Genomic DNA, 25,989 nt, shown 5'->3' with positions numbered 1-25,989 from the left:
ATGAATAAAATTATAAAAAACTACTGGGCCCTGCTGATCCCCATACTGGTTGTTATTGTTGCTTTGTTTTTCTTCTTGAAAGGGAATCATGATGAAGACAATTTAATTGGGATGGTTGATGCTTCTAGTGTAGATGTTGCCGCAGAATTTCCTGGGCGGTTAGACTCGTTACTGGTAGAGCAGGGAGATACCGTGAAAGCGGGACAGCTGGTTGCGGTGTTGCGGTCGAACGAGATTGATGCCATTAAATCGCAGGCTTTAGCAGCGATAGAGGCGGCAAAGGGACAGCAGGAACTACTAGCACAAGGTGCAAGACCGGAGTTGATTGAAGCTACATCCAAGCTTTACCAGATTAGCGAAGAGCAATATAATTTGTTTAATACTACTTACCAGCGAATGGAACGTTTGTACAATGCTGATGTAATTTCGGGGCAGGAGAAGGATGTGTTTTATTTTAGGTATCAGGCTGCTAAAAAAGAAATGGAAACGGCGCAACTGAATTTGAAGATGCTGAAGGATGGTACAAGACCTGAAATTTTGAAAACAGCAAATGCCATTGTAAAGCAGGCGGAACAAGCTTATGAGTTAACTAAATCATTGGGCGATAATACGAGGGTTCATGCCCCTGCAGACGGGGTGATTTCTAGTTTGGTTACACACCAGGGAGAAATCGTCTCAATAGGTTATCCGATGATGACCATTGAAAAGAAAAACTCGTCATTCATTAAATTTAATATTCGCCAGGATAGGGCGAAGGATCTTAAAGTTGGTTCGGTTGCAAAGGTAACTGTGCCGGGCTGTGAGCCTGAAGTTTTTAACGTTAAGGTGTCTACAATTTCTCCGACACTTGAATTTGCAAATTGGGTGCCGGCAAAAGATAAAGGACAGTTTGAACTGAGGACTTTTACAGTTGAGTTTAAGCCGGAAGATTTGTCGGCGATTAAAGGTTTACGTTCGGGCATGACAGCTTCTTTAATTCTGCCTTAATGCAAGCAATAGGCCATATCATTTTAAGAGAGTGGAAACGAATAATCAGGTTGCCTGTTTTTTACCTGGTGATGCTGGTTATTCCAGGTTTGCTATTTTCTTTTTATGCGCTCATTTATCAGAAAAAAGATGCAAAACATCTGGCTTTTGCCATTTGGGATGAAGATAAATCAGCGATGAGCAGACAGCTTATATTCTTACTGGAGCAGCGTGAAACCTTGCAGATTACACGGAGTGTTGGTAGTGAAGCTGAGGTTAAAGACTTGATTCAAAAAGGCGAAATAATGGGTGCCGTACATTTTCCGGCAAATATGCAAAAGGATATTTACAGCAGGCACCCTTCCAATGTGACACTATATACCAATGCGGCTTCGTTAGTGCCGGCCAAGCTGGTTTATAAGGCCGTAGCAGAAGTCATTATTATGGGAAGTTCTGGTGTCGTATTAAAGAAACTGGTAAAAACGGGCATGAAACCAGACAGGGCCATGGCGCTGGCGAATCCGATAAAACTAAATTCCTACCAGTTGTATAATTCTAACTACAATTATCAGGAATATCTGGTGCCTGGTCTAATAACAGTTGGTATGCAGATGATCTTGATTATTAGTAGTATGCTGGCATTAAATTATGAATGGAAAACGAATACCATGCAGGAGTTGTATGTTTTGGCAAATGGGTCAGCTTTGAAAGTAATTATGGCAAAAACACTGGCTCATCTGGTCTTTGCCTGGATTAACTTCTTTGTCATCGCATTTGTTATTTTTCCAATATTCGGTATAGGGGTTTCTGCTGCCACAGGTAAGTTCTTTTTGTTGTATACCTTGTTGTCTATTGCGTGTTTAGGTATTGGGATGTTTATTTCTGCTTTATTTAAGGATGTGATGCTTTCGGGTGATGTAGCTTTATTCTATACTTCGCCTGCATTTGTTTTTAGCGGCTTTACTTTTCCAAGATGGGCAATGCCGTGGTATGATCAGTATTATGCTACAATAATGCCTTACACGCCTTTTTTAGACGCTTTTTTTAAGGTGTATTACATGAATTTGCCGATGAATTATGCGCAGGCCGATATCAATAAACTGCTTTTGTTTTGTGCGGTGATGTTTCCAACGGCTGTGATTTTATTTCAACAACAATTTAATACGAGTAAAAATGAGCAAGAAGTCCAGGCCGTCGCTAATTAAGCTTTTTCTAAGAGAAACAGCTCTTGTGGCAAAGGACCATAGTCTGTTGCTGACTTTGCTGATTGCGCCGTTATTGTACGCTTTTTTTTACGGCAGTATTTACATCAATAAAGAGGAAGAAAATGTAAAACTGGCGGTGGTTGATGACGACCAGTCGCGTTTATCGCGTTTGTTGCAGCAGAATATCGACAATTCACCTGTAGTAGAGTTGATTCATTTTTCGAACCTGGAAGAGGCTAAGGAATGTATGTACAGGGGCGACGCTCAGGGCTATTTTTATATTCCGAAAGGTACACAAAGTAATTTATTGAGCTTAAAACAGAGTAATGTAGTACTTGCGGTAAATGCAGCAAGGTTTTTACCTTCAAGTGATATCCTGATGAGTGTGCAGCAGATTTGTTTGACAATAGGAGCGGGCGTTCGGTTGCAGTATTTTGAAAAGAGTGAAGGTTTAAGCACCGCGATGGCGATGCAAAATGTGATGCCGATTAATTTAGACTATCGCCCGTTATTTAACGAAAGATCCAGCTACGGTGCTTTTTTACTGCCTGCATTGCTGGCGTTGATTTTGCAGCAAACGTTGCTGATTGGTTTATCGGAAAGTGTGGCAGGAGAACGGGAAAACTCCCGGATTAAGGAATGGTTTAGTGGCGGAGTATCTACGGCAATATGGGGTAAAGGCTTGTTTTATCTATTTGTTTTTGGGGCTTACGGTTTCTTTTTTCTGAATGTAAACTTTAAAATATTAAACCTACCCATGCGGGGAAGTGGTTTTGACCTGGGAATATTACTGATGCTCCTCTTGTTTACATTGATACCTATGGCACAATTTATAGGCTCATTGTTTAAAACCCAGTTGTTGTGTTTGCAGGTAATGGCTTTTTCAACTTATCCTATATTCTTAATTACCGGGTATACCTGGCCTTTTGAATCACTGCCGTTGGTTGTACAATGGATTTCTATGTTAATACCTACTACACCGTTTATTAAAGTGTATACAGCTATTGTACAATCGGGTGCCAGTTTATCCAGTCAAACAGGACCTTTACTTCATTTGTTATTGTTATGGTTGTTTTATACAGGTATTTGTTATTTGAGATTTAGTAAACCGGAAAGCTTGTTAGTCGCAAAATCATAATTACATGATCGTGATGCCTGCGTTGAAACCGATCCAGCCTTTGGTTGCATTGCCAAAACTCGTATGGTGGGAGGGGACTACATTCTGTTTGTAGCCGGGGGCACTTGATCCGGCCGGGGCATCTCCGCTATATATCGCATATGCAGGTCCGCCGAATATGGCGAAGCCTTTAAATAGCTGAAATTGCAGATTTGTTTGTACACGGCTTAGTAAATTTGCTGCATCCCAGCTACCCATGTATAAAGATTGTCCGGTTATTTCCAGGCCCAGGGATAAGCGTTTGTTAAAGATGAAGTCATGCCCCATACCAACTCCCACCGTTTTTATTTTTTCCTGGCTGGAAGCATTCATACCAACGAACAATATGGTATATAGATTGGCGTTACCTGTTTTTAAAGAAATATTGGTATTTACTGTTTCATTGGTATATACACTTATTTTATGGTATCCATTTTTACTAAAGTTAAGTAACCCCACACTCCAGCCAGATAAAGTATCAGCTACATTGATGAGTCCAATCTGAAGTCCTTTCATCTTTTTCGCGTAATTTAATACACCTGCAATCTGTACGCCGTCCATATCTTTTGAAACAATGTTCGCGACACCTCCAACTTGAAAACCACTAAAGTTTTTTCGGGTAATGTTTATGAGACCTGCGGTTTGCATACCTTTCATACTTTTGCCGGCAAGGTTACAAAGACCGGCGACCTGAAAACCTTCGGCTTCTTTTTTTACATTGTTAAATAGGCCCGCAACCTGAAATCCTTTTTTTTCTCCTCTTACGTCGTTTATCAGCCCGGCCACTTGTATACCGTTTACAGAACCGCCTACCTGGTTAAATAAACCGGCTACCTGCATTTTCTTTACGTCGCCTTTGGTAATGTTAAAAAGTCCAGCTATTTCAAATCCGTTTGTACCAGCTGTATAGCCACCTAATATATTCAATGAGAATTTATTGATAACCTGCGAGCTCATGATACCATGGGAGCTTAATCCAGGGGTAAATGAAGCCTGAAAAGGTGTATTGGCAAAAAAGTCGGGGATATTTAAACTCTGTATTTTCTGTTTGGACGAAATGAAGAATCTACCTATGCCCGAATTCTCTATATCACCATAGCCCATGTTTCCCGTTCGGTCGTTTTGATCACGGTATGCTTCGGGTTTTATTTTGATGTCGGATAGGAAAATCAGGCTGGTATCACGGTATGTTTCCTTACTCGCCGTAAGTATAACTTCGGTATGCTCACCTTTAAATTTTAGTTTAAAATACCCTTTGTTATCTGTAAGGGTCGACTGCAGCAGTCTTTTTTCATAAACACTCGCCTGTTTTACTTTTAATCCGGTTTCTGTATCAATTACAAATCCGCTAATCAGGTATAATTTCTCGGCCGTAGTAATATTCTCTGGTTCAATGGTAAAATGATTCGCCGCATATCGTAAAATGACATACTCCCCGTTTTCTGTGTAGTCAACTTTGTTATTGAATAGTTTGTTTAGCACTTCCCTGACTGGCGAATTTCTTATGTTTAGGCTAACCAGACTGTCTTGTTTCAGCAATGTGCCACTATATGAAAAATAGAAATTCCCGGCCCTGCCGATTTTTTGTAATACCTCAGCAATTCTTTGATCTTTTACCTCAATACTTACCTTTTTCTCTAAATTATGTTTAGAGGGGAGTAGCGGCATTTGCGCTTTTGTATAGGCAGCAAAAAATAAGAGGGCTAGGGTGGCTTTTAGTTTCATTATTGGTGGTTAGACAATATAATTTGGTTTTGGTTACGGATCAATGTTAAATCCAGTGTGCGACAGATTACCTGCAGGTTTGTTTCTAAACTTGCAGTGGTTTTAAAGGTTGTATTTATGGTTAAATTTTTGATGGTTTCATCGTTAATGATAATGTTAGCACCATATGCCTCATTAAATACTTCCAATAATCTGGAAAGAGGAGTATTGTTAGTTACAAATTCATTGCTGCGATAATAGTCGTAAAGCTGATCTGTGTTTTGTGCTTTAATTAACTTGGTCGAACTTTTACTGATCACTACTTTTTCGCCTTTTTGCAGGCTTATTTCTTCAGTACCTAAACTCACTTTAACTACTCCGGTTTCAACAATTACTTCGGTTTGGTCATTGAGATGTTTTATGTTGAATGAGGTACCTACTACAAGTACTGAAACTTCGTCTATTTCAATGATAAATGGTTTGGTTTTGTCGTGTACGACATTAAAAAATACATCACCTTGTTTGAGATGGATGCTTCTGTTGTTTTTAAAGTTGCTGGCATAACTAACACTGGAGTTTTTATTTAAGGTTAGCTCTGATCCGTCGGGCAACATTTTGGTAGCTACCTTATTGCCGGCCGAAAAACTGGTATAGGAAACAGGTGATAAAATGCTGTACACAGACCATCCCGCAGCTATGACAAACAATACTGCTGCAATTTTAAGCCATTTTTTTATGGGATTTAAATTTTTTACTGCTGGTTGTTTATAAGCTACAGTTTTTTGTTTAAACCTTAACCATGCTTCATTTTCGCTAATAGTGCTTTGTGGAGCCAGGTTTTTACTACTGTTCCATAATTTTTCGAACTTTAAAAAGTGGTCTTTATTGGAAGGAGCAGCATCAATCCAGTTCTGAACTGTGATGTTTTCTTCTTCACTTGTTTCTTTTAAAAGAAACCTTATCAATAATTCATCAGTCATGCTGTTTCTTTTAATTAAAATAATCCTTGTAATACATCAGGCCCAATAAAATGAGCGAAAGGAAGTCGGCCAGTTCCATCCGTAGAATTCTAAGTGCTTTGCCCATTTGGTTTTCTATGGTTTTTATAGATAAACCCAGACGTTCGGCAATTTCCCGGTACTTTAATTCTTCAAATCTGCTCATCTGAAATATAGTTCTGCACTGTTCCGGTAATTCATTTAGTGCTAAACCAAGATTATACTCCAGCTCTGTCATTTCAACTTTTGATGAAGCGGGTAGATGTCCTTCGTTCATGGTATAGGCTGCAAAATCCTGGTATTTTGTTTTAATCTTCTGGTGTTTCAGAAAATTAAGGCTATCGTGATACACACATTTATACAGATAAGCTTTTAATGAAGTTTGTACATGGAGTAGCTCTCGTTTCTCCCAAAATTTTAAGAACATGTTTTGTACGATTTCTTCAGCATCATCTTCGTCTTTTAAAATAACATTGGCATAGGCATGCAAAGCCTTAAAATGGCTTTTAAACAATTGTTCAAAAGCCTGATCATCATTATATTGCTGATGGACTGAGGTTTCGCTAATGCTATAATTTAGTTTCACTGTTTAGTGTTGTAGTAGTCAAATCTATATACTGTAATTTTGGAAACCAAAAAGTACCATGGTTTAGCTTTATAAATATCCTCTTTAAAAGTAACGCTTTATCTTCATCCTGAATGTATATTCGATAGTTATCGCCAATTTCTGATTTTTTTAAATAAAGAGGGATTTTGTTGTAGGCTATTAATCTGATTTCGAATTCGTTATTTCCTATTGATTTAGTTTTTAGTCCATATGCTTGTCTTTCTTCTTTTGTAGTAAGGGGCTTGAGTTTTTGATGGTTGTTTTCGCTTATCCAAAAGGCTTTTATAGGCTCGTTTTCACACAGTTTGCCAGACTCTTTGTAGTTAAGGGCATAACCCACCTTGTTTGTTTCAGGACTGCGTTGTAGAAAAAACAAGAAGTCGTTATTGTTATTTGCTGTGGATTGTGTGGAAATTTCAATCTGGTTCTGGGCATAGGAGAGCTGACTCAGAACAAAAATCATTGTGATCAGGATTATAGCAGTTCTCAATAATCTTTTACTTATGTTTTTAGGTGATGCAGATAATTGCGGGTGTTTATTTGATTTATGTTTATAGGTTTTATGAGGATTGGAAAAAATAAAATACAATAGTTCTTCCAATCCGTCGCTATTTTTAATATCTGGTAACATACTCCTATAATCCTGAAGGTTCACAACAAAAATTCTACAGCTTTATAACCTTACCTGAGCCGCTTACATTGGCATCTACTTCCGGGCTTCCATTGTAATATACTTTTCCGCTGCCGCTTATTCTGGCTTTTAACTTGTTCTCTATCGTGAGCGTAGCGTTTCCACTTCCGGATATGTCGACCTCAGCCTCAGTACTGATTATTTTTAGCAGGTCTGCCTTTCCTGATCCTGAAATGTTTACCGAAATTTCGTCTGCTTCGAAGGTGTCTTTTACCAAAATGCTACCTGAGCCACTAATGGATATTTTTAGTTCATTTACAGGTTGGAAATTGCCCCCCAGATCTACTTTTCCGCTACCACTTAGTGCAATTTTTTTAATTATGGGAAGAGTAAGGTGTACTTCAATATCGTCATGTTGTACACTTGCTTTTTCGTAACCCAGGTATAACGTTCCATTAATGATATTACTCTTGAAATATGGAATGAGATTATTAGATCCTTTAATTTCTACTTTTAATTCAGTGCCATAAGTAATTTGAACCGGTGTAGATCCGCTGGTGTTGACACCAGTGAAAGTGCCTGGAAAGCGTGTCTCAGAAGTTTTGTCGCCACTTGCTGTTAGTCTGTCTTTGCTGCATCCCATAAACAGGATGCTGATACAAATAAATGATAAAAGTCTCATAATTGTTTTTTTGAATTTGTAATTTTTAGAAGATGTATTGCAGTCCGCCACCATAACCGATGTACAATGCCTGGAAGTTATTGCCCCATTTGTTCTCCCAACTGGTGATGTATTTATCGTTTAATGTACGGCCTTCTGCAGTATTGGTATTGAGATAATTGATGGATGGGCCTCCGAATATTTCGAGGTTTTTACTGATTTTAAGCGCTGGCATTATTCGGAGCGAAGTTTTCATATATTCTCCTGCTTTAAAGCTTTCTAAGCCGGTTCCTGAAACTTCAGCGTTTAGTCTGAATGATTTTGACTGGAATAAATGTGCACCTAAACCTGCTTCAAATGCATATACTTCATCGGAGTTTTTAAAATTGTACCCTATTCCGATGATACCATAAAGTACTTTACCTCCTGAACGAAAGGAGAGTAGGGTAGTAAGTGTTTCATCAGTAGTAAGACTAATGCTTTTTTCTCCTTTTTTTACCAGGTTTATAATGCCGATAGGGTAATCGCTGCTATCTGCTACATTAATGAATCCAGCGAATTGTACACCTTTTACTTTTCTGGCAATATTAATAAAACCTGCAACCTGGGTTCCATTAACGTCTTTTGCCTTGTTGATGAAGCCTGCAAACTGGAGCCCTTTTACATCTCCGGTTGAAATATTGGCAAAACCGGCTACCGCAAAGTCATTTCCTCCTTTATAGGTGTTAAGGAAGCCTGCAAATAATCCGCCGTTTGCTGCTTTGCCAATATGGTTTGAAAAGCCGGCAAATTGTAGTCCTTTGGCATTGTTGCGTACAACGTTGGTAAGTCCTGCGAATGAAAATCCTCTTTCGGCAGCAGATACACCTGCTAACAAATGAAAAGAAAAGGTATTGGTGTCTAATGGAGCATGTGTGCCATTGGTACTGAGGGGATAGATAAAGCCAAAATGTAGCTTATGCGTTTTATTTTGAGCTGAAGATTTTGTTACGACCGAAAGTAACAGCGCAAGTACTACCGAGAGTGTTATCGAAAGCGTTATTGAACGCGTTGTTGAGTGTGTTGTTTGCTGCTGCCTGAAGTTTGTTTTGTTGAATGTAAAGTTCATTGTTGTCTTATTTTAAAATAGGACAACAACATTGAACTTTACCCCTACGACTAAAAAAAATAAATTTAAAGGTTTAGGCTGGCGAGTTTCTTTTTTCCTAAATATAGAACGAAAAAGGCTAGTATTGAGCTGATTGTCATGATGCTTACAGTAGGTACAGCGGATTTAATATCAAATAAACTAACCCCAAAAGAAGCGAGTGCACCTATTCCCATTTGGATGGCTCCCATAAGGGCCGAGGCACTGCCGGCATTTTTTGTGAAAGGCAAAAGTGAAAGGGCGGAGGCATTTGGGCTGATGAAACCGAGGCAGCACAAGAATATGAAAAGTAAAGCAGTGGTTTCGATTAGTCCGAACCATCCATTGATACTCCCTGTTAAAAAGATAAGTGCAGTGACAACCTGAATGGCTAGTGCTCCATAGATTAATTGTTGACTTGTGTATCTCCTAAGCATTAAGGTGTTTACCTGACTTGATCCAATGAAGCCTAAAGAGAGCAAAGCGAAGATCCAGCCATATGTTTTTTCGCTAACCTGAAATATTTCCATGAATACTAACGGAGAACCAGAAATATAGGCAAAGAGGCCCGAGAATGCCAATGCACCGGTAATGGCGTAAGTGTAAAATTGTGGGTTTTTAAATACAATCCAGAAGCTATTGATGATGGGGCTGGGTTTCAAAGAAAGATTGGCATCTGGTTTATAACTATTGGGCAACCACAGCCAACTGGCTACCAGGTTAAAAGCGCCCAGGCCCATTAAAATTAAAAACATGGCATGCCAGCCGAATGCCACAGTTACATAACCACCGAGCGTTGGGGCGATCATAGGGGAAACGCCTAGCACCAGCATCAATAGGGCGAATACTTTGGCATTGTCTTTTACAGGGAATAAATCGCGTACCATTGCTACCGAGGCTACGGTGGCGGCGCAACTGCCTAAAGCTTGTACAAACCTTAAACTGATAAGTGCATCAATACTAGTTGCAAATGCACAGCCTACTGATGCAATGATGTAAACCAACAGGCCGATGAACAAAGGTTTTTTTCTTCCGAATTTGTCCAAAAGGGGACCGTATAGCAATTGACCAGCAGAAATTCCTATGAAGAAACTTGATAAAGAAAGGGATACGCGGGCTGTGCTGGTATTTAGATCTGCAGCTATTGCGGGAAACCCAGGAAGATACATGTCGATTGAAAAAGGTCCAAGTGCAGTAAGTGAACCCAATATTAAAATAAGTGTGTAGTACTTTTTTTGTGTCATTTGTTGTTTTATGATTTAACACAATTTTGTGCTGTAAGAGAGAATAGCAGATTTGTGGAGACGGGCAAATATAAGAATTGTGTTCAATATGCGTTGGATCTTAAGATAGGATAGACTTAAAATGCGTATTGTGTAACGATAATATTAATGAGCCTTATGGATTGATTATTGCTTTATCTTTGCGAAAGAGGTAATGCATAAACTATAAAAGATAATTTGTTTGCGTATGTTATATGTTAAGAATATGGTTTGCGATCGTTGTATCATGATTGTGAAACAACAGATGGAGAGTTTTGGATTACAAGTTAAGGAGATCTCGTTGGGTAAAATTGAGGTTGAACCTGAGCCTGATGCTGATCAACGACAAGCCATTGCTGTTTCATTACAGTCACTTGGTTTTGAGTTGATGGACAAAGAGAAGGATCAATTGGTAGAGCAGATCAAAAATCAGGTGATAGACCTGGTACATTATTCTGATTTAAACGAGATAGAAAATACGTTAACACAGGTGATTGCTGATAAGCTAAATAAAGATTACGCTTATTTGAGCAGGCAGTTTTCTGATTCAGAAGGACTGACGATCGAAAAATATATCATTCAGCAAAAAGTTGAAAAGGTAAAAGAATTACTGGAATATGGTGAACTCAACCTAAATGAGATTGCTTATAAAATGGGATATAGCAGCAGTGCCCATTTATCAACCCAGTTTAAGACGCTCACTGGTCTTACACCCAGCAAGTACAAAAGCACAACTTTAAAAGACAGAAAACCACTGGATAAGGTTGGTTGAGTGTTTTTTTTTCTAAAATTAATTTCGGACTCTATGTCTAAATTTGTAACATTAGGTGTTGAAAAACGTCAAAACCTTAAAAAACGCTCAATAGATGCCTTTTTATAAACATTATTCTTTCGACTTGTGGCTAACACTAATCAAGTCTAATCCAGCTTTTAAAACGGAAAGGGCAAAGTATTTTTATGCCAATTTTAATTCGGCCGGAAAGAGCTTTGAAGAAGTATGTGTTGTATTCCGACAAGTAGATTTGATGGTGAATGCGATTAATGAGAAAACCGGGAAAAACATTGATGCAGAGGAGATGTATCTGATGGTAATTAGTATCATCAATAACTATTCGAATGATTTCAATGATGTTGATGTAGAGGAGTTGTATAATGAAATGGACGTGTTGATTTTTAAATACTTACCTGAAGTTTACTGCGATAACAGCATTGATGTGTTGCGTCGTATAAAGGAATCAGGGGCAAGTACAATCAGCCTGTTGAGCAACACCGGTTTTATCAAAGGAAAAACACTCAGAAAGGTTTTGAGCTTGCTGCAATTGGATGAACTATTAGATTTTCAGCTTTATTCGGATGAGGTAAGGCTCTCGAAACCTAATCAAGCTTTTTTTCAGCTCATGCTGGATACAATTGATAAAAACAAACATACAGAATTGAATTTACAAGACATTATACATATAGGGGATAACCCATTTGCTGATGTAAAAGGTGCTGAATCAGTTGGCATCAGAAGCTTGCAGATTAACTCGAATCATTTATCTATAAGTCATTTACTGCTATGATCCCATATACTTATTCGCTACATAAAATACACGACACCGATAATTTTGGGTTTAGTGCTGATGATTACAGTCAGTTTAAGTTTGGGGATGATAAAGTAGCCAGGAAATTTGGTAAGGACCTGGCAGATGGTTTTATTAAAAGCTTTTTGGAAGATAACCTGATAGTTGAGCAGATCGTTGTGATTTCGAGCCCTTACTGTTTTATTCCTACTGCTACTTTTGCAATGAAAAATTATTTTGTCAACCAGGTTAACCACTGGTTGGTAGAGAATGGCCGTATGGTGGTTCAGGAAGCTAAGGTACATCGGACGATTACTTATAAAGATGACTATGGAGAACTGAGTGCTGAAGATCGGATGAAGTTGATTGGCAACGATTCTTTTCATATTGATAAGGAATTTTTAAAAGATAAAGTGCTTTTCTTTTTAGACGATATCAAAATCACCGGAAGTCATGAGAAAATGATTCTTAAAATGGTGAAAGAATATGGGCTGAAGAATGATATTTTCATGCTTTATTTTGCTGAGTTGGTAAATCGTGATATTCATCCTAATGTAGAAAATCACTTAAATTATCATAAGGTCAGGTCTATTTTTGATCTGGATGAGATCATCAAAAGTGGTAATTTTTGTTTTAATACAAGGATTGTTAAATATATCTTAAATTGCGATTTTAATAGCTTTTCTATATTTCTGGAGAAGCAAACGGAAGACTTTATATATAACCTGTATAGTTTATCGTTAGGTAATAGTTACCACACGATTGAATGCTATTCCAGGAATTTGAATTTTTTAAAAAACTACTTGAATAATAAAAACTATAAATTGATTTAATTATGGCCATTAACTTACAAAAAGGGCAGAGAGAGAATATTGATGCACCGAAATTTACTATTGGTTTAGGATGGGATACGAATAGCTCTACTACCGGGACTGCTTTTGACTTAGATGCTTCTGTGTTTATGCTGAATGACAATAAAAAACTGGTATCTGATGATCATTTGGTTTTTTATAATAATTTAAAATCACCTGACGCTGCTGTTGAGCATACAGGGGATAACTTAACAGGTGATGGAGACGGCGATGATGAGCAAATTAAAGTTGATTTAACTTTAGCTGGCCCTGGAGTGTCGGAAATATGTATTGTGGTTACTATTCATGATGCAGAAAGCAGAAGACAGAATTTTGGACAGGTAAGGAATTCGTATGTGCGTATTTTTGATGCAGTTACAAATGAAGTATTACTTAAATATGAACTGGAAGAGGATTTCTCTATTGAAACAGCTGTTGAATTCGGCAGGATTTACAAACGTGATGGAAAATGGAAATTTGAAGCCGTAGGAATGGGTATGAAAGGTGGATTACAGGATTATTTAAATAAATATCAATAAGAAATTATGGCAATTAATCTTCAAAAAGGACAGCGCATTAGCCTGGAAAAAAGTAATGGTAACAAGCTTCAAGGCGTTTGTGTTGGTATTAACTGGGGTGCAATAGAGAAAAAAGGAATGTTTGGCTTCGGTAAAACGAAGGAGGCGGTTGACCTTGACGCTAGTTGTATTCTTTATAATGAGAATAAACAATTGACCGAGGTGGTTTATTTTGGCAACCTGGGATCAAAAGACGGTTCTGTAAAACACAGTGGTGACGATTTAACCGGCGATATGGGTGGGGATGATGGTTTGGATAATGAGGTGATTACACTTGATTTTTCGAGATTAAACCCTGCAGTGAACTACGTTGCTTTTGTGTTGAACAGTTTCAGAGGACATGATTTTGGAACTATTCCTTTTGCTTCTATAAGAATTTATGAAGGTACACCTAAAAGGGTGAATGAAGTATTTGCCGTGTATGACATTGCAAATGGCTCTAACTTCGCTGGCCATGTTTCTATGGTAATGGGTGTGTTTTATAAGAAAAATGGTGAGTGGAAGTTTAATGCCATTGGTGAACCGACCAAGGACAAGAAATTGGAAGAAACGGTAAAGACTGTTACACAAAGTTATTTATAAACGCTTTAGCTTTTATCTAAATAAAATGGAAACTAACCCAAACGAAATACAAAGCCTTAGTCCTGCAAAAATTGACAAGGATGGCAATGTAGACCTTACCGTGTTAAGCACTGAGGACGAACAGAAATACAAGGAAATAGGTAAATCACTTGTGCCATCTGATGTAAATTCTATTTTGAATTATGGTGCTGAGGCACAAAATTCTATGGAGAAGTATAGTAACGATTTTTTATCGTCTGTACGTACCTACAATAGCGGTGAGGTTGGTGGTTTGATCAATGAACTACTTACTGAATTGAATTATATTGATGTTGGCGAGTTGGAACAGAGTGGGTTTAAATCGTTTATTTCGAAGATTCCATTTCTGAAAAATCTGGTGGTAGATGTTAAAAAACTATTTCAGAAGTATGATGTGGTGGTGAATAATGTCGATAAAATCACGAATAAGATCAAGGCAGGCCGTTTGAATTCTATTAAGGATAACAGTTCATTACAGACTATGTTTGACAGCAATGTCTCTTATATTCACCAGATGGAGGAACTGATTATTTCTGGTCAGCTTAAGTTTAATGAACTAAGCCTTAAACTGGCAGAGATGGAAGGTAGGCCTGCAGATTATCAGGACTATGAAATTGCGGATTTACGTGATTTTATCAGTAGACTGGATAAGCGTCTGGCTGATATGAAAATTGTTAGATTTATTATGCTTCAATCGCTGGCCCAGATTCGTGTAGTGCAGAACAATAATACCTCTATTGCTGAAAAAGCACAGTCGATTGTATCTACAACTATACCTGTATGGAAAAACCAGCTGACTATAGCTGTTGCGCTGCAAAGGCAAAAAGCTAATGTGGAGATGCAGAAAAAGGTTTCTGATACAACTAATACCATTTTACAGAAAAATGCACAGATGCTTAAACAAAACAGCATTGATGTAGCCAGGGAAAATGAGAAGACTATCGTTTCTTTGGATACGCTTAAAATGACTACTTCATCATTAATCGAAACTTTGAACGAGGTTAAGAAAATTCATGAAGAAGGGGCAAAAAGCAGACAAGTACTGGACGGTGAACTGAAAACGTTAGAATCAGAATTGAAGAAAAACGTTACCCGGGTTAATTAACTTTAACAATGGATGAACGACGTATAAATATTTTAAAGGAGTCCGAAGCAGAGATCAGCCGTTTACAGCTGCTCTCTGCTTTTTTTCAGGAGGAAACTGTCTATAAGATTTATTTACGGTCTAGAGTAATCCATCAGCTTTTTGCAAACAATGAAGAGCTGGATATTGATAAACTGGAGCTGTTTCATATACAGTTTACTGCAAGTTTAATTGAATTGCTAAGGAAGATTAAAAAGAGTAATGAAAAGAATGTTACCCTTATTTATGATGAGATTCAGTTAAACAAAGAACTGATGGATAAGGTTGGTAGTTCGGTTTATACGGAAAAGAGCTTCAATCTGGATAAGCAAAAGCAATCTTTAAAAATCAATTTGTCGTTGAGAAAGCTATTTGAAGTGCTTTCTGATCATACTGAGCAATTTCCTTTCGCCAAAAATATCAATACGTTTAGTGCCAGGTATGCCAGGGATTTTTATCATGATATTTCGACCGAACAGCTGGGTACTTTAATTGAGTTTACGCCTGATGAGGTATATATTGATGTACACGCGAGCATTGAACGAAAATTAATGGGACTGTTGTGCAAACAGGATTTTAAGACTGAGTTTTTTTATGGTTTAAAGTCTGGTCAGCTGATCGTAGAAGTATATAAGTTTATTGACCTTGATCGGTACTTTTTGTTTTTTCCGAGCAGGAACTTGTTCTTGTTTTGTGATCTGGAACAATTAAGAGGGGTAGATCTGGATAATAACCTGTCTGAAAAAGATAGGTTGGTGCAAGAACTGGCCTATAAAAATGATAAGCTGGAGAGTAGTGCTGCTACTGCAAAAACCTATATTCCGTTGGAAATAATCAAGCTACTGGAAGAGAATTATATCAAGATATCAGATATAGACTTTTTGAATCATCTGAACAATTTTGATGTGCAGGCTAATATTTTAAAAATGATGCTTAAAACCGATCTTTTTTAGCATTTTTAATACCAATAGATCACACAAATAAATTTAAAAATAGAAAATAGAAAATGGATAATTTGATTAATCATCCCGGTGTGATCATCGGGTTTGCAATTGTGGTGGTGGTCATGCTACTGCTGGATCTAGGTGTTTTTAACAAGAAGGTTCATGCAGTAAGTAGTAAAGAGGCCGCAATATGGTCTGTAGTTTGGATCAGTTTGTCGATGATCTTCAGTGCCGTAATTTATGTAACTTCTGGGTTTGAGAAGTTTACGCAGTTTCAATCGGCTTATTGGATAGAGAAGGCTTTGTCAGTAGACAACCTGTTTGTGTTTATCCTGGTTTTTGGATTTTTTAATGTACCTAAAGAATTACACCATAAAGTGCTGTTCTGGGGTATTATCGGTGCTTTATTATTCCGGGCAATTTTCATTTTTGCAGGTGTAGGTTTAATTAACCTGACTTATTTGCCGGAGATGAACATTTTTGGTCAGATGATAAAGATTAACATTGTGCTATTGATTTTCGGGTTGTTTCTTGTTTATGCAGGAATTAAATCATGGTTTGCGAGCGACGATGATGATGAAGAAAAAGATTTCAGTAAAAGCCCCGGAGCAAAGGTAATCTACAAATTTTTTAAGGTGAGCAAGGAATTTGACGGTGCTAAGTTCTTTACAGTTCAAAACGGAGTAAAGATGGCTACTCCTTTATTGGTAGTTGTAGCAGTAATTGAGTTTACCGATTTGTTGTTTGCTGTAGATTCTATACCAGCGATTTTTGCAATTGCACCAGATGATCCTTTGATTTTATATACTTCAAATATATTTGCAATCTTAGGATTAAGGGCGCTATATTTCCTATTGGCTAACTTTATACATATGTTTAGCTTATTGAAATATGGTTTGGCTATTATTTTAGCATTTATTGGTTTTAAAATGATTGTTGCGCCATTTTATCACATCTCTTCGCCGATGTCATTAACTATAGTAGGAGGAGTCTTGATTCTTTCAGTTATTGCTTCGCTTATTTTTGCACCGAAAGAGGCAGCTAAAGCAGATTAATAATTAATAATAAGGCATAAAAAAAGCGAGTGATCATTTGATCACTCGCTTTTTTTATGGGGAATTTACAGCTTAATATAATGTAAATTCTACCCTACGGTTTTTCTGACGACCTTCAGCGGTTTTGTTTGATGCAATAGGTTGGTTTGGACCGTAACCTGTTGCTTCGATACGTGAAGCGTTTGCGCCTTGAGAAACTAAGTAAGCTTTGATAGCTTCTGCTCTTTCTTTAGATAAACGTAAATTTAAAGCCATTGAACCAGTATTATCTGTGTGTCCGGCTAATTTTAAGCTAAAGTTTTTAGCGATCAATAACTCAGCTACTTTGTTTAATGTAGCATAAGAAGTAGAACGGATAGTTGCTTTACCTAAGTCAAATTCTAAGTTTTTAATAGCTTCATCAACAACTTTACGATCAGCTTCAGTAACCACTACTTTAGTTTCCTTAATGATTTCACGTTGAACTTTGATTGGGCAACCTGAACCATCTACTACTACACCAGATGCAGTACCAGGACATTTGTCGAATTTGTTAGCTACACCATCATTGTCATCATCACCCATGTCTTTAGCATATTGAGCTCTGTCTCTTTCGGCGTTTTGCTCTGCAGTAGATAATGCTCTTCTCAACTCGTCAGATTCTTCTTTAGATTGTTTACGAAGATTAGCTAATGAGCTGTAGTTTTGTAATTGTGGTTTTTCTTTGCTACCTATTGCAAATTCTAAACCTACGTGCCCATAAGAAAATTTATCATTTCGGCTACCGTAGTTAAATCCGTCAAATTTGTCAGATTTAACAAAGTTTACGTCATAACCCATATCTAAGTTGATTCCTTTAGATAAACCTAATTTGAAACCTGCTCCAACCGGAATAAATACTCTTTCTTTGTAACCTTCGTTAGCAGCTGCCGGAACGTTTGTGGTGGTAGCACCTGCAACACCATAACCAGCACCAGCTTTAACGTAAGGAATCAGAACTGCATTTTCGTTATTGATGTTGATGTTTGCGATGTTATATACTGCTGTTAAAGCTGCAGACCACTCGATTTTAGTTTCATAGCTGGAATTGCCAATATAACCACCTAAGCCATTATTAGATCTAAGGCCTTCCATTTTTCCTCTTAAGAAGTCAGCTTGTAAGCCTAAAGAAGGAAAGATTTGCTTTTTGATAAATGCGCCATAACCAATAGATTTTCCTTCATTAGCAGATTGGAAATCACGTTCTTTACCGTTGAAGATTGTATTTTGGCTTAATATTCCACCATGAACTCCAACAGACCAGGTGCGAAAAGATTTTTCTGAGAATCTACCTGCCGATTGATCCTGGGCAAATAGTTGCGATGATAACCCTACTAGGGACAGCACTAAGGCTGTTTTTGTAATTTTAGAAGTCATATTCTTATAATTAGATATCAAATGTTCAGGTTTTGTTTTTCTATTCCCGAACAATTATCTACTTGTAATAACCTTGCCAAAGGATATTTTCCTAATTATTAATTCTGAAGTTTCTGGTAATCAGTGGGTTATTTTTGTTTGTGTGACTTTTTTAAGATTAGGCATTATTGATTAACGCTGGAATTTAATGTATAGTATTTGCTACAAAAAGAAATAAGTTAGCATTTAAAGTTCAAATGTTTCGTCTTTTTTAGGCAAGACTACATGGTAGTTTTCCTGCGCAAGGGCGGTTGATAGATGTTTCATACTATTTATTTCACCATGAACAAGGAATACCTTCTTTAAAAGGTTAGGGGCTTGTTGCTTAACTGTGTTGACCAGATCGTTATGGTCTCCATGACCACTTAATAAATCGGTTTGTTTTATAGCGGCATAAACCATAAGGTCCCGGTTTCTTAACTTTATGATAGGATCGCCCCTTAAAAGTCTGTGACCAAGGGTGCCTTTTGCGCAATATCCAATGAATAATATGGTACAATAATAGTTTTGGATATTGTAATAAAGATGATCTTGTATTCTACCTCCTTCAAGCATTCCCGCTGATGAGATAATGATACAAGGTTCGTGATAATTGCTGATTGATGAACTTTCCCGTTTGTCGCTAACAAAAGAAAGCTCTTTAAAATCGGATTGACCGTTTTTGTTTTTGTAGAAGTTTTGAGCTTCGAGATTAAGGTAATGTTCGTATTTTTGATAAATTTCGGTTGCTGAACTTGCGAGAGGGCTATCTATGAAAACTTTTACCGAAGGTAGCCGTTTTTCACTAAATATTTTGTTTAACATATAGGCAAGAGCTTGTGTTCTCCCTATGCTAAAGGCCGGAATGATAAGTCTTCCCGGATATTTAATGCAGGATTCCGTGATGGTTTCAATTAGCTTTTGCTCCAGCGTAGTATCTCTACTATGGAATCTACCTCCATATGTAGACTCACAGACCAGGTAATCTACCTGAGGAAGCGGTTGTGGGTCGACTAAGAGAGGATAGTTCTTTCTACCTATATCTCCTGTAAAGGCAATTTTTTTTGTTGAGCCATTTTCATTTACGGTTAAAACTACAGCGGCAGCACCTAACAAATGTCCAACGGGTATAAATGTTAAGGTAATGTTTTCATTTATTCTGAATTCCTTATGAAAGCTAATAACTACAAACCTATCTACAGTTTCTGCCACATGTTTATGCAGATACAAAGGAGTAGGGCCGGATTTATACCTTTTTGAGCGAGCTGATCTGTTTTGTTTACTTAAGAATACATTTACTGAATCCATTAAAAGTATCTCTGTAAGTTCGGCAGTAGGTGCTGTGCATAGAATCTGACCGTTAAAACCCATACGGATTAGCGTAGGTAAATTTCCGGAATGATCAATATGTGCATGTGTCAGGATTACGACGTCGATGCTGGAAGGATCAAATGTGAAATACAGATTTTCATTTTGAAAGGTTCCTTTTTCATAATCAAGTCCACAATCAATTAAAATGTTATAGTTTTCCAACTGTAAAAGGTGCATACTTCCTGTTACCTGCTCTGCAGCACCTAAAATCGTTAATTTCATAGTTACACAATCCTTATTAAGGGCAATTTATCATTTTAAATATTTATAAGTGTTTTTAGTTGGGATTATCTTTTTCAAACCATTTTATCCAATTGGTAACAAGATAATTGTAGTTTAAGACAGGGAAATGTACGCTGCTCACGATTTTCCAGTTTAACAACTCATCTATAAAAAGAGGAGGGGTTAATTGCGCATTTATGGTCGCTACTGTATAAAAATCCTGTTTGCTGGGATGGTCGGGGCTGCAGGCGTTAAATGTGTATCCAAATGCTTCATTTTTAAGGATAGCCAGACTTATACCTATACAATCATCTAAATGAATGAGGTTAATTGGTGCTTTGCCATTTGGTATATTTTCTTTACCTGCAAAGAACCTTCCAGGGTGTCTTTTCGGGCCAACTAATCCTCCGAAGCGAATGATAGTGCTGGTAAAATCATTTTGATTTTTCAAGAGGGACTCTACTTTTAGCATGGCTTTGCCAGAATCTGTTTCGGGCTGTGGCGTGTTTAATTCTGTCAGTTCTGCATTTGTATCTCCATAAACAGCTGTTGAGCTAATAAATACAAGTTGTTTAACCCGGTTTTCTTTCACAGCATTGATAATTCGTTCTATTTTGTAATAGAAATCTGCTTGTTCTGCAGCGTTTCTTTTTGGTGGGATACAAACAAACAACAAATCACTTTTAAAAAATGAAGGGTTGAATTTTTCTTCATCTTTCTGAATGTTAACCAGAAAAGGTTCGATGTTATAAGTAGATAACATTTCGAGCTTTTCAGGTGTAGTGCTTGAGCCTTTAACGAGGTATCCTTGATTGATCAAGGCTTTTGCCAGTTCTAATCCGTACCAGCCACAGCCTAATACACTTATTGTTTTGTTATTTTTTTGCGTTATTGTACTATTCATTAAACAGTTTTGATTGTATTTTAAAATAAAAAAGAGGGTAGTGTACTTACCCTCCCTTTTAAACGATATAGATAGGTTGTTAAAGCACAGTTACATTTTGTGCTTCAGGACCTTTTTTGCCATCATTTAATTCGAATTCTACACTGTCTCCTTCATTTAGTTCTTTAAACGAATCGCCTGCAATTGCAGAAAAGTGTACGAAGATATCTTTTTCTCCATTTAATGGAGTTATAAATCCAAACCCTTTGGCAGAATTAAACCATTTAACTTTTCCTGTTGTGCGCATATTATTTTGATAAATATTTGGTTGTGAAAATAATCAATTGGATCTTAATATCAAAATGCCTGAAATTGTGAGGATTAAAGGTAGAAAAAGTACATGTTGAAAACTTAATATTCCCTTTTTCTGTTGTATAAATTTAGTCTAATCAATTAAAGGTAAAGGCATATGTCTAAGAAAAAAAAGTCTAAAAGTCCATTGCTTAAAGATGTTTTAAGCAATGATGATCTTGAGAATCTAGGTCTGGATGCAGATGGCTCATCCATAGATTCTATTTATGGTAGTTTGAATAGTGATAATGATCGGATTTCAGGAAATCCAGATGGAGAAGATGATCAGAAAAATACACATGAACCTCCTGGGCGTTCTTTATTAGACGATAAATAAGCTTTGGCATCATTTTTTCTTTGTCAATAATATGTTACAATTAAAATCGTTTAAGACTACAGTTATGAAAAAGATATTTTTAGTGGTTATTTCAGGAATGTTATTATCAGCCTGTTCTAACAATGCGAAGCAAGAAGCGCTTATTAAGCAGCAAGCAATAACTGCAATTAAAGACAGTTTGAAATTAGATAGCTTTAAAAGAGCGGAAGTAAAAGCAAAAGAAAAAGAAGAACAGCGTTTAGCGCAGGTGAAGGAGGAGAAACGCATGCTTTTATTGGCAGAAAGAAATGAAGCAGCATCTTCGAGATCTTCATCAGAGGCTACCGCTCCTGCTAAGAAAAAAGGATGGAGCCAGGCTGCTAAAGGAGCCGCTATTGGTGCCGGAGCTGGTGCTTTAGGCGGTGTGCTTATAGATAAAAAAGATGGACGTGGAGCTATAATTGGTGGTGTTGTTGGTGCTGGTACAGGATACCTGATCGGAAGGGGGCAAGACCGGAAATCGGGTAGGGTACAGCCGAAAAATTAAATAGCACAAGCTTAAATATAAAAAATCCCCATAAAATATTTTATGGGGATTTTTTATTTAATAATCAGGCTGATCGCAGTCTTTATTTCCTGTTGGGTTAGAGACAGCAATTCATTTATTTCGGCATCATCATAGGTGTAGACAGCTCCTATTTTTTTTGCTATGATTGCAAGAGCGGTAAGTCCTGATACAATTGATGTGTCGTACATTTTGTGGCCTAGCTCCTGTATTTTACTTAAATCTTTATTTATTACGTGCTCTTTAAACTCTTTAGCAAAGTTCATGAGTTCGGTTCTGAGTAAGGATAGTACTTTTGTTAATACGCTTTCATCATCTCCAACGTATTCTTTAAGTAACTCGATGTTAAAATGGTGTGTTGCGTTTTCAGAAGGTGATAAAGACAGTTCACTATGTGGATCTTCTTTAGGATTTTTCAACCATTTTTTTAATGATAGTGCAATGGTATGGGCAACTACAGGTTTTGAAATGAAATCATCCATGCCAGCTGCAAAACATTTTTCTTTTTCTCCTTTTACATTTCCGGCTGTGAGTGCAATGATAGGGGTGTGGCCTTTATGCTTAACGTTTCGGATCTTTTTGGTGGCTTCATAACCATTCATTTCCGGCATTTGGATATCCATTAAAACGATATCAATTTTTGTGTTTTTATAAATGTCAAGCGCTTCCAATCCATTTTTCGCTTCAAAAATGGTAGCATTTGGTGCAATCCTTCTTACAATAGTTTTTGCTAAAAGCATGTTTACAGCATTGTCCTCGGCTATCAAAACCTGAATAGGATCATCCATTCGTTCCGGTTCCTGTACAATAATGGCGTTCTTTTCAGGTTTTTTAGAGATAACCCTGAAAAGAGAATTATACATGTCTTTTAGTTTTATTGGTTTTAGTAAACGATGGTGTACATTTAACCTTTCGCAAGCTTTTATAATCGTTTCATCGGAAGAGCTATGAAGTAAGATGATTGACTGTTCATTGTTGGAGTCTTTTAAGATCTCCCTTATCTTTTTTATTGTTTCAAGTCCGTCCAGCTCAGGCATATGATAATCCATTAGGATTACATCGTATTTTTCGCCGGCTGAGATTAATTTGATTGCTTCCCGACCACTGTCAGCTTCAACAGATTTAATCTGCTTTAATGAAAGCATCTTGTTGATAATTAACCTGTTGTTTGTGTTATCGTCGACGATGAGCACTTTTTTAATGGAATCTAGGTTTTGTACTTCCAAAGATTCACCAGCTTCAGACTGGAGGACTATTTCAAAATAAAAAGTACTTCCTTTACCTGGAATACTTTCGACCTGAAGTTTGCTATTCATCAAACCCAGTAATTTGTTTGAAATGGTAAGCCCGAGGCCTGTACCTCCGTATCTTTTTGTTGTAGATGCATCTTCCTGGGAGAACGCATCAAATATCTTAAGCTTTTTGTCTGGGTTAATTCCTATTCCAGTATCTCTTACCGCAAATTTATACTTTATTTCTTTTTGCTCCGGATCTGTTAAAGCTTCTACTTTTAGTTCAATCTCTCCTTTTTCGGTGAATTTAACGGCATTACCTAGTAGATTGATGAGAATCTGTTTGAGACGCAATTCATCTGCCCAAATGTATTTTGGTAGATCAGATGAAATATTTAGCAACATTTCAAGTCCTTTGCTTTGAACCTGATATTTAATTACGTCGGCAGACTCTTCTGCCATTTCATATAAATTAAATTTGGAACGGTTCATTTCCAGTTTACCAGCTTCAATTTTAGAAAAATCTAAAATATCATTGATGGTATTGAGTAGGGCATTCCCAGATTGGGTAACTATGGATAAATACTGTTGCTGTGTTTCGTTTAATTGCGTTTTGATGAGCAAATCAGTAAAGCCAATTATGCCATTTAGTGGAGTGCGAATTTCGTGGCTCATATTTGCCAGAAATTCTGATTTAGCTTTATTTGCCAATTCCGCCTCTTCTTTGGCCGACATAAGGCTAGCCTCCATTTGCTTGATTTTGGTAATATCCTGAATGGTGCCTCTTATTTTGTTACATCTGCCATCAACAAAATCAGGAATACCTATTGACCTTATCCAAATGTTATTCCCTTTGGCAGTTGTTAACTCTAGTTCCAGATCCCATTTGTTACCATGTAAGACTGCTGCATTTAATGCATTAAATTTGCTGTCCCGGGCAGTTCCTGCCTTGTAAAAGAATAGCTCATTTTCAGGATTTGGTTCAAAGTTGTTGTCAACTTCAAATATTTCCCTTGCAACGTCTGACCAGATTAGTTTCCGGGCAGCTAAATCTAACTCCCAATTTCCCAGTCGGGCAGTAATACTAGCTTGTTCAAGCCTGTTATTTTTGTTTTTTAATTCCTTTGCCAGGTTGTGTCTTTCTGTAATGTCAATGGAATTACAAATTACGTAAGGTTTACTTGTTGATAGATTTTCTACAGCACTGTTGAAAATCCATATGATATTCTTGCCTTTTTTATGCTTTGTAGTGACTATGCCTTCTGCTTTTCCATTATTTTTGAGTTCAAGCAAATAGTTGTCAAGATTTGAGTGGTGTTCTCTACCGATCAGATCAAACAAACTCATGGTTTGCATTTCTGTTTTTGTGAAACCCAGATGTTGGGGGCCGTTGTTATTGATAAAGAGGAAATTACCAAGGAGGTCATGGGTAAACATGAAGCCCTGACTATTTTCAACAAAAGTTTTTAATTTGTTTTCACTATTGGAAATCTTTTGCTGAATATTTTTGTCTTTTGTAACATCTCTTGCAATAGCAAGTACTTTGTGAGAATCTGTTTCAATTGTGGCGGTCCATTGTAAGGTTTTATACTCGCCTTTTTTTGTTTTAAAACGATTCGTGAAACTTACTGCATTTTTACCTGAATCCAGTCGTTTAAATTCATCACTTGTCGACTGTAAGTCGTATGGGTGAAGGAAATTGTAAAATGAGTTGTTTAATAAATCTTCTTCAGTCCAGCCCAGGGTGCTTATGAATGCCGGATTTATTTTTTGCAATACCCCTTGTATGTCTGCTTCACAAATTAAATCCGGAGAAAGTTTATAAAGTTTTAGAAAGTGATTTAATTCTTTTTTGCTTTTGATTTGATTTACTAATGAAACTATTTCTGTAGATAATAATTCCAGTAGTCTTTTTTGCTTGGCAGTTAGCTCTTTTCTAATTTTTGTATCAAAAACGGATAAGGCTCCAATAGTTATCCCCTCTGTGTCAATTAAAGGAAAACCAGCATAATAGATGATTTTAATATATTGGTGACTTTGGTTTGTTTTGAACCGGGGATCAGCAGTTACATTAACTACTTCGGTAAAATCAGGCCCTTTGACAGTTTGTTTATAAAAATCATTTTCTATAGCGATTTCATCAGAGGAGAACATTTTGTTTGATCTGTACCACTGTTTTTTATTATCAATTAAGGTAATAAATGCAATGTTTGTGTCGCATATTGATGATGCTAATTCTGTGATACGTTCAAAATGAGCTTCAGATACTGCATCGAATGTCTTAGAGTTTTGCAACACTTTCAGTCGTTCTTTTTCATTTTCGGGAAGTGGTGTATATTTCATATGAAAATGATTGTCAGGAACCTTTTCTTAACAACAAGGTAAAAATAGTTATTTAAACATAATATGAGTAAGTAAATCGTATAAAAGATATAAAAAGTAGTATCTTCCTCCGTAACGTTTGGTATTGATCCTGAATATCTTTATAGATTTGATTACAATATTATCGAAACTTCTCCTGATATTATTATCTTGCGCTAGGAAATCAAGACTGTTGCATTACCTTCTGATTATTACGCTTAATGGACAAAAATTTAAAAGTTAGAC

General features: G+C 37.0%; 25 protein-coding genes. 13 read left to right on the top strand and 12 right to left on the bottom strand.

Annotation, left to right across the window (positions count from 1 at the left end):
- Genes R2Q84_RS02430 through R2Q84_RS02420 form a run of 3 tightly spaced genes read left to right on the top strand, consistent with a single transcriptional unit; the run spans window position 1 to window position 3,309 of the window.
- Window positions 1-987: an HlyD family secretion protein gene (locus R2Q84_RS02430; protein WP_316814931.1), complete on the top strand. Its 987-nt coding sequence runs from the start codon at window positions 1-3 to the stop codon at window positions 985-987.
- The gene (locus R2Q84_RS02425; RefSeq protein WP_316814930.1) at window positions 987-2,171 is read left to right on the top strand and encodes an ABC transporter permease; all 1,185 of its coding nucleotides are present in this window, start codon (window positions 987-989) and stop codon (window positions 2,169-2,171) included. Before R2Q84_RS02430 ends, R2Q84_RS02425 begins: the two co-directional genes overlap by 1 nt.
- Complete coding sequence (locus R2Q84_RS02420; RefSeq protein ID WP_316814929.1) at window positions 2,140-3,309, top strand: ABC transporter permease; 1,170 nt, start codon at window positions 2,140-2,142, stop codon at window positions 3,307-3,309. Before R2Q84_RS02425 ends, R2Q84_RS02420 begins: the two co-directional genes overlap by 32 nt.
- Here the strand turns inward: R2Q84_RS02420 and R2Q84_RS02415 are convergent, their stop codons facing one another.
- The 7 genes from R2Q84_RS02415 to R2Q84_RS02385 all read right to left on the bottom strand — a co-directional run bounded on the left by R2Q84_RS02415 (window position 3,310) and on the right by R2Q84_RS02385 (window position 10,298).
- Window positions 3,310-5,052 carry an LA_2272 family surface repeat-containing protein gene (locus R2Q84_RS02415; protein ID WP_316814928.1) on the bottom strand — a complete coding sequence of 581 codons (1,743 nt, stop codon included), beginning with the start codon at window positions 5,050-5,052 and terminating at the stop codon, window positions 3,310-3,312.
- Window positions 5,052-6,011 carry a FecR family protein gene (locus tag R2Q84_RS02410; RefSeq protein ID WP_316814927.1) on the bottom strand — a complete coding sequence of 320 codons (960 nt, stop codon included), beginning with the start codon at window positions 6,009-6,011 and terminating at the stop codon, window positions 5,052-5,054. Before R2Q84_RS02410 ends, R2Q84_RS02415 begins: the two co-directional genes overlap by 1 nt.
- A gap of 10 nt (window positions 6,012-6,021) precedes the next feature.
- Window positions 6,022-6,615, bottom strand: a complete 594-nt coding sequence (locus R2Q84_RS02405; protein ID WP_316814926.1) for an RNA polymerase sigma-70 factor — start codon at window positions 6,613-6,615, stop codon at window positions 6,022-6,024.
- Window positions 6,599-7,099, bottom strand: a complete 501-nt coding sequence (locus R2Q84_RS02400) for a DUF4833 domain-containing protein (RefSeq protein ID WP_316814925.1) — start codon at window positions 7,097-7,099, stop codon at window positions 6,599-6,601. The genes R2Q84_RS02405 and R2Q84_RS02400 overlap by 17 nt, the downstream gene beginning before the upstream one ends.
- Before the next feature lie 202 nt (window positions 7,100-7,301).
- On the bottom strand, window positions 7,302-7,949 hold the full coding sequence (locus tag R2Q84_RS02395; RefSeq protein ID WP_316814924.1) for a GIN domain-containing protein: 648 nt from the start codon (window positions 7,947-7,949) through the stop codon (window positions 7,302-7,304).
- A gap of 25 nt (window positions 7,950-7,974) precedes the next feature.
- Window positions 7,975-9,036, bottom strand: a complete 1,062-nt coding sequence (locus R2Q84_RS02390; RefSeq protein ID WP_316814923.1) for a hypothetical protein — start codon at window positions 9,034-9,036, stop codon at window positions 7,975-7,977.
- A gap of 65 nt (window positions 9,037-9,101) precedes the next feature.
- Entirely contained in the window at window positions 9,102-10,298 is a 1,197-nt protein-coding gene (locus R2Q84_RS02385; protein WP_316814922.1) for a multidrug effflux MFS transporter, read from the bottom strand.
- 226 nt (window positions 10,299-10,524) lie between these two features.
- On the opposite strand from R2Q84_RS02385, the gene R2Q84_RS02380 reads away from it, so the two are divergent.
- The 8 genes from R2Q84_RS02380 to R2Q84_RS02345 all read left to right on the top strand — a co-directional run bounded on the left by R2Q84_RS02380 (window position 10,525) and on the right by R2Q84_RS02345 (window position 17,029).
- Window positions 10,525-11,088: an AraC family transcriptional regulator gene (locus R2Q84_RS02380; protein ID WP_316814921.1), complete on the top strand. Its 564-nt coding sequence runs from the start codon at window positions 10,525-10,527 to the stop codon at window positions 11,086-11,088.
- Window positions 11,089-11,182: 94 nt separating this feature from the next.
- Window positions 11,183-11,878, top strand: coding sequence for an HAD family hydrolase (locus R2Q84_RS02375; protein ID WP_316814920.1), 696 nt, complete (start codon window positions 11,183-11,185; stop codon window positions 11,876-11,878).
- Window positions 11,875-12,711 (top strand): phosphoribosyltransferase family protein, encoded by an 837-nt coding sequence (locus R2Q84_RS02370; RefSeq protein WP_316814919.1) that lies wholly within the window; start codon window positions 11,875-11,877, stop codon window positions 12,709-12,711. Before R2Q84_RS02375 ends, R2Q84_RS02370 begins: the two co-directional genes overlap by 4 nt.
- 2 nt (window positions 12,712-12,713) lie before the next feature.
- Complete coding sequence (locus R2Q84_RS02365) at window positions 12,714-13,268, top strand: TerD family protein (RefSeq protein ID WP_316814918.1); 555 nt, start codon at window positions 12,714-12,716, stop codon at window positions 13,266-13,268.
- A gap of 6 nt (window positions 13,269-13,274) precedes the next feature.
- Window positions 13,275-13,889 carry a TerD family protein gene (locus R2Q84_RS02360; protein WP_316814917.1) on the top strand — a complete coding sequence of 205 codons (615 nt, stop codon included), beginning with the start codon at window positions 13,275-13,277 and terminating at the stop codon, window positions 13,887-13,889.
- A gap of 25 nt (window positions 13,890-13,914) precedes the next feature.
- Window positions 13,915-15,012: a toxic anion resistance protein gene (locus R2Q84_RS02355; RefSeq protein ID WP_316814916.1), complete on the top strand. Its 1,098-nt coding sequence runs from the start codon at window positions 13,915-13,917 to the stop codon at window positions 15,010-15,012.
- A gap of 8 nt (window positions 15,013-15,020) precedes the next feature.
- On the top strand, window positions 15,021-15,983 hold the full coding sequence (locus R2Q84_RS02350; protein ID WP_316814915.1) for a hypothetical protein: 963 nt from the start codon (window positions 15,021-15,023) through the stop codon (window positions 15,981-15,983).
- 53 nt (window positions 15,984-16,036) lie between these two features.
- Window positions 16,037-17,029 carry a TerC/Alx family metal homeostasis membrane protein gene (locus R2Q84_RS02345; protein ID WP_316814914.1) on the top strand — a complete coding sequence of 331 codons (993 nt, stop codon included), beginning with the start codon at window positions 16,037-16,039 and terminating at the stop codon, window positions 17,027-17,029.
- A gap of 72 nt (window positions 17,030-17,101) precedes the next feature.
- On the opposite strand, the gene R2Q84_RS02340 is transcribed toward R2Q84_RS02345, so the two are convergent.
- The 4 genes from R2Q84_RS02340 to R2Q84_RS02325 form a co-directional block, all read right to left on the bottom strand.
- Window positions 17,102-18,424 (bottom strand): OmpA family protein, encoded by a 1,323-nt coding sequence (locus R2Q84_RS02340; protein WP_316814913.1) that lies wholly within the window; start codon window positions 18,422-18,424, stop codon window positions 17,102-17,104.
- A 225-nt stretch (window positions 18,425-18,649) separates the two neighbouring features.
- Complete coding sequence (locus R2Q84_RS02335) at window positions 18,650-20,035, bottom strand: MBL fold metallo-hydrolase (protein WP_316814912.1); 1,386 nt, start codon at window positions 20,033-20,035, stop codon at window positions 18,650-18,652.
- A 55-nt stretch (window positions 20,036-20,090) separates the two neighbouring features.
- Window positions 20,091-20,939 carry an NAD(P)H-binding protein gene (locus R2Q84_RS02330; RefSeq protein WP_316814911.1) on the bottom strand — a complete coding sequence of 283 codons (849 nt, stop codon included), beginning with the start codon at window positions 20,937-20,939 and terminating at the stop codon, window positions 20,091-20,093.
- Between the two features lie 79 nt (window positions 20,940-21,018).
- Window positions 21,019-21,225 carry a cold-shock protein gene (locus R2Q84_RS02325; RefSeq protein ID WP_316814910.1) on the bottom strand — a complete coding sequence of 69 codons (207 nt, stop codon included), beginning with the start codon at window positions 21,223-21,225 and terminating at the stop codon, window positions 21,019-21,021.
- Between the two features lie 162 nt (window positions 21,226-21,387).
- Here R2Q84_RS02325 and R2Q84_RS02320 point away from each other — a divergent pair, with 162 nt between their 5' ends.
- Both R2Q84_RS02320 and R2Q84_RS02315 read left to right on the top strand, forming a co-directional pair.
- Window positions 21,388-21,606: a hypothetical protein gene (locus tag R2Q84_RS02320; protein ID WP_316814909.1), complete on the top strand. Its 219-nt coding sequence runs from the start codon at window positions 21,388-21,390 to the stop codon at window positions 21,604-21,606.
- Between the two features lie 64 nt (window positions 21,607-21,670).
- Entirely contained in the window at window positions 21,671-22,132 is a 462-nt protein-coding gene (locus R2Q84_RS02315) for a YMGG-like glycine zipper-containing protein (protein ID WP_316814908.1), read from the top strand.
- 53 nt (window positions 22,133-22,185) lie between these two features.
- Here R2Q84_RS02315 and R2Q84_RS02310 read toward each other — a convergent pair whose 3' ends face one another.
- The gene (locus tag R2Q84_RS02310; protein WP_316814907.1) at window positions 22,186-25,725 is read right to left on the bottom strand and encodes a response regulator; all 3,540 of its coding nucleotides are present in this window, start codon (window positions 25,723-25,725) and stop codon (window positions 22,186-22,188) included.
- Between the last annotated feature and the right edge of the window lie 264 nt (window positions 25,726-25,989).

This window comes from Pedobacter nyackensis, from assembly GCF_032678475.1.
Lineage (GTDB): Bacteria > Bacteroidota > Bacteroidia > Sphingobacteriales > Sphingobacteriaceae > Pedobacter > Pedobacter nyackensis_A.
Note: the sequence above shows the minus strand (reverse complement) of the source record. Positions and strands in the feature narration are given on the sequence as shown.